The organism is Staphylococcus sp. 11511212, from assembly GCF_011394755.1.
Taxonomy (GTDB): Bacteria; Bacillota; Bacilli; order Staphylococcales; family Staphylococcaceae; genus Staphylococcus; species Staphylococcus chromogenes.
This window is the reverse complement of sequence record NZ_JAANBQ010000006.1, coordinates 39,572-54,682: the sequence shown is the minus strand read 5'-3', so window position 1 is coordinate 54,682 and position 15,111 is coordinate 39,572. Positions and strand designations below refer to the sequence as shown.

At 42.3% G+C, this 15,111-nt stretch carries 11 protein-coding genes; 6 read left to right on the top strand and 5 right to left on the bottom strand.

Features of this window, described 5'->3' with window-relative positions; all coding sequences use genetic code 11:
- The first annotated feature begins 6 nt into the window (after window positions 1-6).
- The 3 genes from gtfA (at window position 7) to G8Y84_RS07715 (ending at window position 4,300) form a co-directional block, all read left to right on the top strand.
- On the top strand, window positions 7-1,512 hold the full coding sequence (gene gtfA, locus G8Y84_RS07725) for an accessory Sec system glycosyltransferase GtfA (protein WP_165806244.1): 1,506 nt from the start codon (window positions 7-9) through the stop codon (window positions 1,510-1,512).
- Complete coding sequence (gene gtfB, locus G8Y84_RS07720) at window positions 1,505-2,845, top strand: accessory Sec system glycosylation chaperone GtfB (RefSeq protein ID WP_165806243.1); 1,341 nt, start codon at window positions 1,505-1,507, stop codon at window positions 2,843-2,845. Before gtfA ends, gtfB begins: the two co-directional genes overlap by 8 nt.
- Before the next feature lie 564 nt (window positions 2,846-3,409).
- Window positions 3,410-4,300 carry a PhzF family phenazine biosynthesis protein gene (locus G8Y84_RS07715; protein ID WP_037576289.1) on the top strand — a complete coding sequence of 297 codons (891 nt, stop codon included), beginning with the start codon at window positions 3,410-3,412 and terminating at the stop codon, window positions 4,298-4,300.
- 147 nt (window positions 4,301-4,447) lie between these two features.
- Here G8Y84_RS07715 and G8Y84_RS07710 read toward each other — a convergent pair whose 3' ends face one another.
- The 5 genes from G8Y84_RS07710 to fadX all read right to left on the bottom strand — a co-directional run bounded on the left by G8Y84_RS07710 (window position 4,448) and on the right by fadX (window position 12,435).
- Window positions 4,448-5,650: a thiolase family protein gene (locus tag G8Y84_RS07710; protein ID WP_165806242.1), complete on the bottom strand. Its 1,203-nt coding sequence runs from the start codon at window positions 5,648-5,650 to the stop codon at window positions 4,448-4,450.
- 21 nt (window positions 5,651-5,671) lie between these two features.
- Entirely contained in the window at window positions 5,672-7,933 is a 2,262-nt protein-coding gene (gene fadB, locus G8Y84_RS07705; protein ID WP_165806241.1) for a 3-hydroxyacyl-CoA dehydrogenase/crotonase FadB, read from the bottom strand.
- A gap of 26 nt (window positions 7,934-7,959) precedes the next feature.
- On the bottom strand, window positions 7,960-9,168 hold the full coding sequence (gene fadE / locus G8Y84_RS07700; RefSeq protein ID WP_107367038.1) for an acyl-CoA dehydrogenase FadE: 1,209 nt from the start codon (window positions 9,166-9,168) through the stop codon (window positions 7,960-7,962).
- A 52-nt stretch (window positions 9,169-9,220) separates the two neighbouring features.
- Window positions 9,221-10,732 carry a long-chain-fatty-acid--CoA ligase FadD gene (fadD, locus tag G8Y84_RS07695; protein ID WP_107363667.1) on the bottom strand — a complete coding sequence of 504 codons (1,512 nt, stop codon included), beginning with the start codon at window positions 10,730-10,732 and terminating at the stop codon, window positions 9,221-9,223.
- A gap of 119 nt (window positions 10,733-10,851) precedes the next feature.
- The gene (gene fadX / locus G8Y84_RS07690) at window positions 10,852-12,435 is read right to left on the bottom strand and encodes a fatty acid degradation protein FadX (RefSeq protein ID WP_105996899.1); all 1,584 of its coding nucleotides are present in this window, start codon (window positions 12,433-12,435) and stop codon (window positions 10,852-10,854) included.
- Window positions 12,436-12,647: 212 nt separating this feature from the next.
- Here fadX and G8Y84_RS07685 point away from each other — a divergent pair, with 212 nt between their 5' ends.
- From G8Y84_RS07685 to G8Y84_RS07675, 3 genes are read left to right on the top strand one after another with little or no spacing between them, the layout of a single operon-like run.
- Complete coding sequence (locus G8Y84_RS07685) at window positions 12,648-13,697, top strand: ABC transporter permease (protein ID WP_037576282.1); 1,050 nt, start codon at window positions 12,648-12,650, stop codon at window positions 13,695-13,697.
- A 12-nt stretch (window positions 13,698-13,709) separates the two neighbouring features.
- Entirely contained in the window at window positions 13,710-14,372 is a 663-nt protein-coding gene (locus G8Y84_RS07680) for an ABC transporter ATP-binding protein (protein ID WP_103159216.1), read from the top strand.
- 12 nt (window positions 14,373-14,384) lie between these two features.
- Window positions 14,385-14,849, top strand: a complete 465-nt coding sequence (locus tag G8Y84_RS07675) for an AAA family ATPase (protein ID WP_105963253.1) — start codon at window positions 14,385-14,387, stop codon at window positions 14,847-14,849.
- Window positions 14,850-15,111: the final 262 nt, after the last annotated feature.

Genomic DNA, 15,111 nt, shown 5'->3' with positions numbered 1-15,111 from the left:
AGTAGCGTGACAATTTACAATATCAATTTTGGCATTGGATGGGCAAGTAGCGGTGTGGAATACGCACAAAGTTATCGCGCAAAGCTATTAAGAGGGCTAGATGTGCCCCTCAAATTTGTGTTTCTTGATTTTATGAGTTCTGAAAATATCCAAACATTAACTGAAAATATAGGTTTCCAAGATGACGAGGTCCTTTGGCTCTATCAATATTTCACGGATATTCCTATAGCGCCGACAAGTTATACCCTCCAAAATATCAAAGATGGAGTCTATGAGCCTATCGTTCGCGAAGAAACGGACGGTAAAGTACATCGACTATTTTTAAATGAGGGCACAACGTTTATTACCTGTTACTTAAAAGAAGCGGGAGAACCCTTTGTGGATCGGGCAGAGTTTGTGATCGACGGTAAATTGGTGCGCAAAGATTATTACAGTTATGTGCGCATTTTCTCTGAATATTATGCCCCTAAAGACAATGTTGCCAAACTCTATATGCGACAGTTTTATAATGAAGATGGGTCCATTGTTTATAATGAATATATTGACGGCCAAACGCATGTGTATCGTTTTAAACATAAAATATTGTACAGTCGTCAAGCGTTTATTGCGTATTTTATGGAACAACTCCATTTAACTTCAAACGATATTGTCATTTTAGACCGTGCCAGTGAAATAGGCCAAGCACTCATTCAACATAAAGGTGACAGTAAAATGGGTGTCGTTGTGCATGCTGAACATTTTAGTGAACATGCGACAGATGACCAACACGTGTTGTGGAATAACTTTTATGAATATCAGTTTATGCAAGCAGATGAAGTTGATTTTTATATTACAGCGACACAGTTACAAAATGATATTTTGACGCAGCAATTTCATAAGTATTTTCAAAAAACACCGCGCATTTTTACCATTCCGGTAGGCAGTATTCATGCGTTGAAACAACCGAAAACAAGACGTCCGTATTCGATGATTAGTGCATCTCGTCTCGCAAATGAAAAACATATTGATTGGTTGGTACGCGCGGCCATTATTGCGAAAGAAGAAGTGCCCGAACTTCAGTTTGATATTTACGGAGAAGGCGGCGTGAAAGGACAACTTGAACAACTCATCAAAGAGCATCACGCCGAAAACTATATTCATCTTAAAGGGCACGTCCATTTAGAGGAAGTCTATCAAGATTATGAATTGTTCGTTTCGGCCTCAACAAGTGAAGGTTTCGGTTTGACGTTATTAGAAGCGGTCGGTTCAGGTCTAGGCATGATTGGGTTTGATGTGAATTATGGCAATCCGACATTTATCCGTGACGGTGAAAATGGTTATCTCATTCCGGTTAATGCGAAAGAAGAGGCCTCAGACGACATCGTAAAACGCTATGCGGCACATATTGTCCGTTATTTCAATGAAGGGCCGGATGACCCGCATACCACGTCCTATCATATTGCGCGCCCATTTTTAACACCACGGATTCAAGAAAAATGGAAAGCATTTATAGAAGAGGTGTCCCATGATTAATTTATTTGAACGGTTTGATTTAAATGCACGTACACTTTACGATACGCTACGGCTTTCGAAACAAGCCACAACGACATTGGTTATTGAAGATGACGGATTTTTACCGGAAGATATCGTGACACCGTATCGCTTTTTTGCCGATATGGAGATTGCGCCTCATGCGAAATCTTTATATTTCAACGAAGTGCCTATCCCGCGTTTTTGGGAAATTGAAGGGAATAATGAGGTCGCTTGGGTGAAAGATATGGGCATGACCCGTGCCAAAATCAACTATCGACAAGATCAAAAACCTCGCGTCGTCAGTCATGTCGACTGGTATGATGCACACGGGCGTTTACAATTTGTCGACCATTATACAGAACAAGGTGTTCATTTTGCGCAATCCGTTTATGACTTAGAAGGCACATTGATTTTACGTAAATATTTGGATCAACAAGGCAAAGAAGTCATTTACGAAAATTTTGTCGTGCGTTCGATTATTTTAAATTGGAAAGGGAAAACATATCATTTTCAACATAAAGTGAGCTTTATTTTATTCTTTATTAAAGCACTCAACTTAACAGATCATCGCTTCATCATCAATTCACTCGGGCTTCCTTATGCGGTGTTATACAATCTAGAAACACCTGGCCATGATTTACTATTTTGGCAAGAACAAAGTGGAGGCAATGTCCCGGGAAATATGCAACTGATGCTTCAAGGCAAAAGCACGCGTCAATTTGATGTAGTTGTCCCTGATGCGAACGAATATCAAGCACTCACTGCCTCTATGACGGAGCCAGAGCGTCAACATGTACATCAAGCAGGCTACTTGTATGACTATCAAAAAAAGAATGGCTATACGATGAATATTTTGATCATGACCAACTCAGATCAAATCCATCATCTGCCCTCTATCATCGAGGCGTGCCCATTTGCGACGTTTCATATCGGCGCTGTTACAGAGATGTCGAGCAATTTAACGGTTTTAGATCAGTATTCGAACGTCAAGTTGTTTCCTGCGATTGAAATCGAAACCGTCAACAAGTTATATCAACTGTGCGATGTCTATTTAGATATTAACGAAGGCGGCGAAATTATTAATGCCGTCCGACGCGCATTTTATCATCAACTATTAATTTTGGCATATGAGGAAATTGCGCATAATCGTACGGTGACAGCCCCAGAAAATTGTTTTACCAAAGCTGATGGAGCTCAAGCGTTAAAAGAAGCACTCAAAGATATCCAACAGAAAAAACGATTCTTCAAAGTACGCGAAACGTATCAGCAACAACATGTGAATCAAACAGATATCAAAACTTTCAACGCGTTGATGTCCCAATTAACAGTATAAGTAATGAGGGTGTCCGGGGATGGGACATAAAGATTACCAATAATTAGAAAACCATCCAAATTTACCTGACTATAAATTTGGATGGCTTTTTTGATACAACTTAATTCAATAAAATTGAGTTAGTAAAGTAGAGTATATAACTTTATGGGAATAAATATAGTGATTTTGATTGATTCCAAAGCCGAGACTTCTGAGGCATCTAGCCGAAACCGAAAATCCATTTTTTAGATTTTTCACATACAGTAATAAAAATAGTGGCAGTAGCTGACTGGATTGAGCATGCGCTTTTTAAGCTTTCCTCAATCCTAGTCATCATTGCCGGGGCATTACTACGAAATCAGATAGATTTCTGTAATGCTCCCAGAAAAGCGAGGCTTTATGGAACAATCAAATACATGAAATTAATTATCTCCTAGCCCCACACTCTCTTTTTGTAAAACTGTATGCCGTCACCTCTGTGTCAGACTTCAGACTGAAATGTGCCATATATAGGCTTAACCGTCGAATGCTATTTGTAAACGTGTTAAATTATAAGGTATTACAACAAACGAAGAGGAATGTGTTATGAAAACAGTACAAGTGTATCAGTACGATGCGTTTACCCTTGAACCGAATAAAGGGAATCCAGCAGGGGTCGTTTTAAATGGGGATGCGTTGACTACCGATGAAATGCAAGCCATTGCTTATGAAGCGGGGTTCAATGAAACGGCTTTTCTTATCGCTTCATCTACCGCTGACTTTCAAATTCGCTACTTCACACCCCAAACCGAAGTCGATCTTTGTGGTCATGCCACGATTGCGACAGTCGTTGCCGCAAAGTCCAAACAACTGATTAAAGAGGATGTCAATCATATTCAAATTGAAACGAAAGCAGGCGTGCAAGACATCGCCCTCAAATTAAAGGCAGGGCACTGGGAAGTGACTATGGGTCAAAACCCAGCACAATTCAAATCCTTTCAAGGTGAGGTCTCTCAATTATTAACTGCGATTGGCATTGATTGTGAGGATCTTGATTCGAAACTTCCCATCGTTTACGGCAATACAGGGGTTTGGACGTTAATGGTCCCTGTGAAATCGCTCGCCGTATGTCAAAAAATGCAACCCCATAATCAAGCTTTTGCGGATATATTAACTGAAGAACCGAGTGCGTCCGTCCATCCGTTTTGTTTGGAAACCTCAAAAATCGGACGTGACATGCATGGACGTCATTTTTCATCGACTTTTGCGGGCACGGTTGAAGATACGGTCACTGGCACAGCAGCAGGGGTGATGGGTGCCTATTATGTGACGTATATTCATCCTGACCAAACGACGGTGCACTTAAATATTGAACAAGGGCAGGAAATGAATAAAGATGGCACCATTGGCGTTGCTGTGAAAAAAGTACAGGGCGCGTGTCACGTTGCCATTTCAGGACATGCCGTTGAAGCTCATCGTTACACAATCGTGTTATAAAAAGCAGAGCGCTCAAGTTAGAAAGCCACCAAAATTTACCCTCAGATAAATTTTGGTGGCTATTTTAATACGTAAATGAGTCTCAAAAGATAGAGTTATCAATGTCGTCTTGTGAACAAATGCAGGCTTGGTCTGCCCGACGCTATTTTAAGCGTTGTTTTCTCGTTGACCGACGTATTCAAAGATTGCGGCGGCCCCCATACCTACGCCGATACACATTGTGACCATGCCGTAACGTGTATCTGGGCGTTTTTTCATTTCTGAAAGGAGACGCGCGGTTAACATCGCCCCTGTTGCGCCTAATGGGTGACCTAAGGCAATGGCCCCGCCGTTGACATTCGTTTTATTGGAATCTAGCCCGACTTCATTCATAGAGGCAATGGTTTGTGAGGCGAACGCTTCATTCAACTCAACAAGATCGATATCTTCAATTGTTAAGTGTGCATGTTTCAAAACTTCTGGAATGGCATAGGCTGGACCGATGCCCATTAATTTAGGGTCAACGCCAACCGCTTCATAGCCCACAAATCGTGCAATAGGTGTGACACCGAGTGCTTTCATTTTTTCTCCTGACATGACGACGACAAACCCTGTCCCGTCAGAAAGTGGGGCTGATGTGGCAGCCGTGACACTGCCATCTGCTTTAAATACAGTTGGCAATGTAGCCAGTGTTTCAATATTTGTATCAGGGCGGATGAACTCATCGCGGTCGAATGTGACGGATGTGACTTGAGGCCCTTCTTTGGAATAGCTCACGTTTTTTACAGAAATGGGCACGATTTCATCTTCAAACTTGCCGGCAGACTGAGCTTGTGCGGCACGTTGATGACTTTCGACTGCGTAAGCATCTTGAGCTTCTCGTGAGACGTTGTATTGATCTGCCACATTTTCTGCCGTGAGTCCCATCGGGTAGGCCACCCCAACACCTTCTTTTTGAAGGGTTGGATTGTTGGTCGGTTCATTGCCTCCCATGGGTACCGCACTCATAAATTCAACGCCCCCTGCGACGATAATATCCCCTTGGTTCGCTAGAATTTGGTTGGCAGCTAAAGCAATAGTTTGGAGTCCAGAAGAACAATAGCGATTGACCGTTTGACCTGGCACATGGTCAGGGAGACCTGCGCGTAAGGCGATAGTACGTGCAATGTTTTGACCGTGTAGCCCTTCAGGGAAGGCATTGCCGACGATGACATCTTCAACCATCTCAGGTTTAAAATCTCCGTCTACGCGGTCCAACACACCTTTAAGGACTGCGGCTCCAACATCATCGGGTCTTTCGTGAAATAAGGCACCGTTTTTCGCTTTTGCAGCGGCAGACCGCCCGTAAGCGACAATATAAGCTTCTCTCATCTTGTTTCATCCTTTCATGTGCTAGTTGCGTAATGGCTTTCCAGTTTTTAACATATGACAAATACGTTCATACGATTTTTCCGTTTTGAGGAGTTCAAGGAAATGATGTTTTTCCAGTTTTTGAATATACCGTTGATTGACATACGTATTGCGCGGTAAATCGCCTCCTGCCATAGCTGTAGCAATGCGCAAGGCAATGTTGTAGTCATGCGCGCTAATAAAGTGGCCTTCTTTTTGGGCTTCTAATTGACCTTCTGCGAGTGCAATAAAGTCTGCCCCGGGTGCGACGTATTGATGTTTAGACGCAGGGTGATAATTGGTGTCTGCTTCATATTGTGCCCGGCGTAACGCGACAGCTACCCGTTGTTCATTATTGAAAATAATCGTATCCGTCTCGCGCAAGAAACCGTAACGACGCGCTTCATAAGCATTCGTTGAAACTTTCGCAAAGCCAATTGTCATGAGCACCCGTGTGAGACTCGCTTGTTTGTCATTCAACATATGAGACGTGTGTAAAATGCGATTTGCCATTTCAGCAAGTCCGCCGCCACTTGGGAGGAGGCCGACACCTGCTTCAACGAGTCCAATGTAGGTTTCACTTGCCGCGACGACAAATGGAGAATAGAGTACGAGTTCACAACCCCCACCGAGGGCGCGACCGTGAACAGCAGTAACAATCGGTTTTTGACTGTATTTTAGACGATTGAAACTGTAATGAAGCTGTTCGATTGCATCGCCGACAACCTCCTCGACTTGCCCTTTTTCGTGAGCTTCTTTCATTTGATAGAGGTTGGCACCGACACTAAAGTTATGACCTCCTGCATAAATGACCATGCTTGAATAATGGCCAGTTTCCAACACATCAATCGCTTCAACTAAATCTTTGACAAAGTCGTCTGTAATAACATTATTGTGACTTTGAAGTTTGAACAATAACTGTTGTTCGTGGGTCACAGCGAGTTGAGAATCATCACGGTTCCAAAGTGTCTCTTTAATATAGTCTGTAATCGGAGTGACGCGTTCGATAGATTCATCAGGTTCGTAAAAGCTGTGTTCACGCGCATTCACCCAATCTGGAAGGTCACCTAACTCCTCTTGCATTCGTTGTTTGACGCGTTCAAATCCCATTAAATCCCATAATTGAAATGGTCCGAGCTTCCAGTTGAATCCCCAGACTAACGCGCGGTCGATATCTTTAAAATCTTGCGCCGCAAAAGGCACATTTCGAGCTGCGTAATAAAAATTATTTCGTAATGTTTCCCACAAGAAGCGACCGGCGTCATCTTCGGCATTAAAGATGACATTTAAATTATGTGCTAAATCTTTGTTGAACGAAGCTAACAAAGGGATGTTGGGTTGTTCAACAGGGACGTAGGTCTCAGTTTTAGGATCAAAGACGAGACGTGATTTTTTCGCTTTATCTTTTTTGTAAAAGCCTTGTTTTGTTTTACGGCCGAGTGCGCCATTTTGATATAACGTCTCGACGACGGCAACGTCTTTGAAATAAGGCGCTTCTTCTGGCACTTGTTGGAGTCCTTTGATGACAGACACGGCAATGTCTAAGCCGACTAAATCGGTTAAGGCATAAGTGCCTGTTTTCGGCCGACCAATCGCTTTTCCTGTTAAGGCATCGACATCCGTAATGGAAAAGCCTTGTTGTTCAGCGCGATACATTACATCGTTCATCGATTGTGTTCCAATACGGTTAGCCACAAAGCCTGGCACATCATTTGCGATGACCACGCCTTTACCTAATATGTCTTGGACAAATGTTTGAACGGTGGTTACCCAGTGCGCCTCTGTTTGACGATTAGGAATAATCTCTACAAGTTTCATTATGCGAGGGGGATTGAAAAAGTGAAGCCCGAAAAAGCGTTTTTTATCGTTGTCATTAAAAACTTTAGCAATCGATTCAATCGGAATCCCTGACGTATTGGTCGCAAATAAAGCATCGTCATGTGCTACTTGAACGACTTGTTGCCAAACGTCATGTTTAACATCTAAATCTTCTTTGACCGCTTCAATATACAAATCGGCATTCGAATCTTTTAAGTCCTCATTGAAATTTCCATAACTCAAATTTGACGCATCTTGTAAATCAAAAAGCAACGGTCGTTTTTTGTTTGTAATCATCTCATAGGCTTTTTTGGAAATTTGATTCGGATCATTTTCATCAATGACAATATCTAACAACTGTACTTTGAGTCCGGCATTGACAAAGAGGGCCGCAAGTTGGGCGCCCATTGTACCTGCACCTAGGACTGTAACGGTATTTATAGTCATAGTAGTTCCTCCTTTAAAAGCATGACTTAAATAAATGCTGATGCACCAGTTAAAGCACGACCAATCACGAGTGCGTTAATTTCATGTGTGCCTTCATACGTATAGACGGCTTCTGCATCTGAAAAGAAACGGGCAATGTCATATTCACCGGCAAGAATACCGTTGCCTCCTGTGACGCCACGCCCCATGGCAACGGATTCTCTTAAACGGAGCGCATTCATCATTTTAGCCGTCGAAGTCGCGACTTCATCGTATTCGCCGTTTTCTTGTTTACGGGCAAGCGCGGCACACATCGCCATCGCATGCGCCAAGTTCCCTTGAATCATCGCTAGTTTTTCTTGGACGAGTTGATATTGACTAATGGATTTCCCAAATTGGTGACGTTGTTTGACATAATCGAGTGACGCACGCAATGTGCCTGCAAGTGCCCCTGTCGCCATATAGGAAACGCCAGCGCGTGTTGAATAGAGAATTTTTGCGATATCTTTAAATGATGTGATGTTTTGAAGGCGATCGGCCTCTTTGACTTGAACATTGTGAAGGCGAATATGCGCGTTTGGAACGATACGTAGCGCAATTTTATCTTGTAGCACCTCAATGTCTACGCCGTCTTGATCAGGTGTAACGATAAAACAATGTGGTTTTCCAGTCGCCTTATTCACCGCAAAAACTGGAATGACATCTGAAACGTGGGCGCCACCAATCCACTTTTTCTCCCCGTTAATAATCCAGACGTCCCCTTGTTGTTCGGCTGTAGTTGAAATGCCCCCCGCAACATCAGAGCCGTGTTCGGGTTCTGTTAACGCAAAGCATGTTCGAAGTTCATGCGATTGGAGTTTAGGCACGTATTTCGCCACTTGTTCCTTGGATCCTCCGAATAAAAAGGTATTGTGCCCTAATCCTTGATGAACTCCGAGGAGCGTGGCCAACGACACATCAAAACGGGCTAAAGTGTACGCCATGAAAAATTGAAACAATTGACTCGGCGTTTTGGCCCCTTCACGTCCTTGATAGAGGAGGGGATTATTGAAATAATTCAAATTCCCAATATCTTTGAAAAAATCTTCAGGCACAGTTGCGTCCACCCAATGGCGATTGATGTCTTTACGGTATTTTTGTTCTAACAAGTCGTTCAGTTGTTGTAGAAGTTCAAGCTCCCCGTCTGTTAAATCTTTTGCGATACTTAAAACGTCTTCTGGATACAGTGTCTTTAAAATGTCATTTCTATTTGTCATAATAATGACCTCCCTTATTTTTGTAACCGCTTACATTTGTATTCAAAAATTTTTAGTGGGGTTCTAGCGTTTGTGCTTTTTTGTTCATCATGTCGCGAATGGCAAGTTTGTCAGGTTTTTGCGTTGAATTGAGTGGCATGTATGTGACGGGTTGATACATGCGTGGGACTTTGTAGCCGGCCAGTTTTTCACGCATAAACGCATCTAATTTAGTCGCGTAATCGGGGTCCTCCTCTCTTAAAATGACGGCGGCCGCAATCGATTCCCCGTATTTAGGGTGATCATAACCTACAACGACGCAGCGATCGACGAGAGGATGTTGTGCGAGTGCAGTTTCGACTTCGGATGGAAGTACATTTTCGCCTCCGGTAATAATGAGTTCTTTTTTACGATCGATGATGAAAATGTCCCCGTCTTCATCTTTTTTCGCTAAATCTCCGGTTAACAAGTAGTCCCCATGAAAAATTTTGGCCGTTTCTTCAGGTTTGTTCCAATAACCAGGTGTCACATTTTTCGCTTTGATGGCGAGTTCGCCAATTTCACCGACAGCCACCTCGTTTTTATCGTCATCTAAAATGATACTTTCCACAAACATGACCGACCGGCCAATACTCATCGGTTTTTTAAGCGCATTTTCTGGCGTGTTGACCATGACGAGAGGGGCTTCAGTAAGACCGTAACCGTTAATGATATTGACTCCGTATTGTTTAAAAGCGGCTTGGATACTTGGAAGCGGTTGAGACCCTCCTTGAATGACGTATTTCATTTTTCTAAAATTTTCTGGACTGAAATTCGGTTGTTTAAGCGTTGAATAATACATCGTCGGAATCATAATGATAAAATCGGGTTCATATTGGGCGATTAAATCATTTAACGCTTCGCCATTGAAATAGCGTTGGAGCACCAGTGTCCCACCAGCCATCAAGGTCGGTAACACGGTATCGTTAAACCCCAATACGTGAAACATCGGTGTGGAAATAATCGTTGTATAGTCCGAATTGAATTTGTAAGTTAATTCGATGTTCGTACCGTTGTTGACGAAAGAATCATATGAAAACATGACACCTTTAGGTTCACCTGTTGTCCCGCTCGTGTAAATCAGTGCCGCTAAATCATTAGCGTTCACTTTCACAGCTTTAAAAGGGCGATGGGTCTCAGGATTCACGATAGCCTGATATTCTGGGCTATCAATATCCATATGCAGCAAAGTCTCATCGATTTCTGTGAGCGAACTTAAATGTTTTTCGGCGTAAAATAAAATTTTTAACCCGGAATCTTGCACAACAGCAGCAATCTCTGTAGGATTGAGACGCCAGTTTATCGGAAGAAAGACGGCACCCATTTTAAATGACGCAAACAGTAAATCAAGTAAGGCGACATCGTTTGGCGCAAAGACCCCGATGACGTCTCCTTGTCGAAGGCCTTGTTCTGTTAAATAATGGGCCATATGATCTGCGCGAATGTTCAATTGTTGATAGGACCATTGGGTGCCTTTCAACGGATCAATGACCGCTGGCTTTTCAATATCAAAATCAGAACGCGTTTTAATCCAATCAAAATTCATTGTGTATACCCCCTTGAGTCAGTGCGTTGTCAATCGGTCTTCCCCTTAAAAACCTTATTGACGCTACACTTTTTTAGACGTGTGTGGTAATCCACTTTCGTCTTGTTTACAGTTTTTCTTTATGCGTTGTGCGAGTGGTTCGAATACGTTTGAATCGATTGGGAAAGTTGTCCCCATGTTTCGTTGTAAATTGCTGAATCCATTGTTCGAAGTGGTGTTGCAATGCTAGGTTTAAAAGCGATATATTTGAGGACGTCTTTTTCTAAATCCAGACCGGGTGCAATTTCGGTTAAGGTGAGTCCTGTGTCTCTTAGCTCAAAAACCGCACGATCGGTAACGAAGGTGACGTCTTGGTGTTTGGCAATGGCTTCTGCAGCATTAAAATCAATATGGCTGACTTGTGTCACAAATTTTTGTTTGGGTGTCTCGTCATGTGCGTGCAGTTTCGCGTTTTCGATGGTCAATTTACCACCAGCGACGAGAGCTCCGCAAAAGACGAGCCGTTGCACAGATTGGCTAATATCAATAAAGCCACCACAACCATTCATACGGTCCCCGAAATACGACACATTGACGTTGCCTTTGGCATCAACTTCGGCAAAACTTAAATAGGCGACAGAGACCCCACCATTATAGATAAAGTCCCACGTTAACTCATGCCGCATACGTGCTTCTGTGTTGTAATTCATCCCAAAATGTTGACGACTGCCGATAAATCCTCCGAAAATGCCCGTATCCATCAAGGGCTGTACTGCTTCTTCTACCCCTTCCTCATGCAGGAGGTTTGTGAGCTCGTTGTTGATGCCGTATCCGATGCTAATCGTGTCGCCGGGTTGTAACAGTTGAGCGGCACGGCGTAAGATCAATTTTCGTGTAGTAAAAGACAATATCGGTTCTGGATAGTCTGTGATGCGCTGTTCACCTGAGAGTTCTGGTTGATAATAGGTTTGAATCAGTTGACGATGGTGTTTGGCTTCTTCTGCGACATAGACATAGTCGACAAGGCTACCTGGAATGTAGACGTCATTCGGATTTTGTTGACAAATATCAACGATTGCTTTCACTTGAACAATCACTTTGCCTCCGTGTGCTTTTGCATTGAGTGCGACGCTATAACTTTCACCGAGGTGGGCTTCATGTGTCATGTAAATGTTGCCTTTCGTATCTGCATATGTGCCTCGGAGGAGGGCCACGTCGACAGGAGGGAGTTGATAATGTAAATACGTTTCCCCATTGACCTCGATGCATGTCACGATATCTTCAGTCGTCGCTTCGTTCACTTTGCCTCCTTGATAGTGCGGGTCGACCCCTGTGTTTAAGCCAATTTTTGTGATGATGCCAGGACTGAGTGCATTCGATTGACGATAGTGGGTAGCGACGACGCCTTGCGGAATGAAATACGCTTCAATTTCATTTGCCTTAATGGCTGCGACCGTTTTAGGCGATGCGGTCATAATGCTCATAATCAAGCGTCGAACCATCCCTCTTTCGACAAAGTCATCGAGTTCCACCGTCAGACCGCCACTACTAATATCGTTTGCGAGCATCATTGTTAATTGTTTTGGTGATTGGGTCTCATCGTATTGCGTTAAAAGATGTTGCAACACTTCGGCGGGGAGGTTTGACACAGTCAATGCAGCAAGTCCAATCACATCTCCATCTTGCACAATTGATTTTAATTCCGTCTGAGTCACTTGTTTCATGTCATTCACTCCTTTAATTTTTTTAAACTGCATCGCATCGTGTAAACCCTTACAAAAAATATAACATATGTCACAAAATTGTAAAAATGTAATGATTGAATTTTCAAACAATTCTTGATTTTATTGAGATAGTGAAATAATAAGTATAGCATTGGGTATAAGAAAAAGACGTTCAATGTTAAGATAAGATGAAGTGGAAGAGGAGGTAAGTTATGTTTTTAGCGTGGAATGAAATTAAACGCAACAAATTAAAGTTTGGTTTAGTCATTGGCGTGCTCGTCATGATCAGTTATTTACTATTTTTGTTATCTGGTTTGGCGAGTGGGTTGATGAACATGAACCGTGAAGGCATTGATCGTTGGCAAGCAGATGCCATCATCATGAATGACAATGCGAACCAAACGATTCAACAATCGAAGTTTAAAGTGTCAGAGGTGCCTGATGATTTTAAAGATAAAGCGACATTGAAACAAACGGCGCTTATCGCAGCCAATGGTCAGAAAGAAGAAAATGCCTTGTTATTTGGTGTGGAGGCACAGTCATTTTTAGTGCCACATCTCATTGAGGGGCGCAACTTTGCAAAAGAGAATGAAGTCGTGATTGATAAAACATTAAAACAAAAAGGCTTTCACGTCGGAGATACGCTAACGCTTGCACAGTCAGACGAAAAATTAAAAGTTGTGGGTGTGAGTGAAAGTGCGAAATTCAACGCGTCTCCCGTCATTTTTAGCAACAATGCGACAATCGCAAAAGTGAACCCGATGCTCTCGGAAAAAGAAACGAATGCTGTCGTGGTAAAAGACCCGAATTGGAAAAAGGTAAAGTTAAATCAGGATTTAGAAGCGATTTCAATAGATTCATTTATTGAAAACTTACCAGGTTACCAAGCGCAAAATATGACGTTAAACTTTATGATTTTCTTCTTATTTGCAATTTCAGCGACTGTGGTCGGAATCTTTTTATATGTCATGACCTTACAAAAAACACATTTATTTGGCGTGTTAAAAGCACAAGGATTTACGAATGGTCATTTAGCGAACATGGTCGTTGCACAAACGTTAATCCTCGCTGTTATCGGCACGGTTCTCGGTTTAGCGTTGACTTTATTGACCGGCGCATTTTTACCAGAAGCTGTCCCTATAAAATTTAATCCAGTGACACTTGTGATATTTGCGGTCGTACTCATTTTTGTCTCATTACTCGGAAGTCTATTCTCAGTATTGAGCATACGGAAAATCGATCCACTCAAAGCAATCGGATAAGGAGGTGGCAACATGCTTATATTTAAAGAGGTTAAGAAAACATTTAAAGATGGGAATCAAACGATTGACGCCGTTAAACCGACATCGTTACAGTTTAATAAAGGCGAATTGATTGCGATTGTCGGACCCTCAGGTTCAGGAAAAAGTACTTTTTTAACGATGGCCGGCGCGCTTCAAACGCCGACATCTGGAGAAATTCACATTAACGGTCAAAATATTACAGCGATGAAAGAAAAACAATTGGCCCGTATTCGCTTGAATGAAGTTGGTTTTGTATTACAATCGACAAATTTAGTGCCTTTTCTCACCGTCAAACAACAATTTCAACTGTTAAAGAAAAAGAAAAAAGACGTATTGCACGAAGAAGACTATCAACAATTGCTCGAGCAGTTAGGTCTTTCGACACTTGAAAATAAATTGCCAAGTGGCTTATCAGGAGGACAAAAACAACGTGTAGCTATCGCCAAAGCCTTGTACACCAATCCTGCGATTATTTTAGCCGATGAACCGACCGCCGCACTCGATACGGAAAACGCACTCGAAGTCATCAAAATTTTACAAGACCAAACGAAACAGCGCCAAAAAATTGGCATTATCGTGACACATGATGAACGTCTGACAGACTATTGTGACCGTGTGTTTCATATGGAAGATGGATGCCTAACAGAACAATAGAGGGGTGACAACATGATGAGCCTAAACCGCATCGTTATTATGGGCTCCCCTGGCACAGGGAAATCCACACTGGCTTACAAAATCGCACAACAGACGAAATTACCTTTATATCATATGGATGCGCTCTTTTGGGAGGGCACGCAAAACGTCTCTGATGACGTCCTTTTAGAACGGTTAGACACCCTATTACAAAAGGAAAAATGGATTATTGATGGCAATTATAAAGACACACTCGAAATGCGTGTCGCCAAAGCTGACCTCGTGATTTGGATGAAAGCTCCGCGATGGAAATGTGTGCTTCGTGTGATGTATCGATATTTAAAAGGTAAACGTCTAAAAGGTCCGGGGGCCAATCCTGACATTTTAGAACCGAGCTTTATTCAACATATTTGGCGTTTCCCTGAAAAAAGTTTTCCAGAAATGAATCGAATCTATGAGACCTATAAAAATCAATGTCGTTGGATGATCATCGAATAAAGATTAAACGTTAACGTGTTGGTCAGATGCGCGAGCAAGATTTTTAAAAGGATTTTCGGCTTAGGCGTCCACCAACTTTACGATATGTCATCATAAGCAGACGCCTTTTTCAAATATAAATTGTTTTAAAAAAGCTATCAAAATTGACCTGAGCGTGAATTTTGATGGCTTTTTTAAGTTAACTGAATCTCATATTCTAGCGCCGAATAAAGTCATTAATAGTGGAAGAAGGCATGGCGTTAAGTGACAAAGGAACAAAACT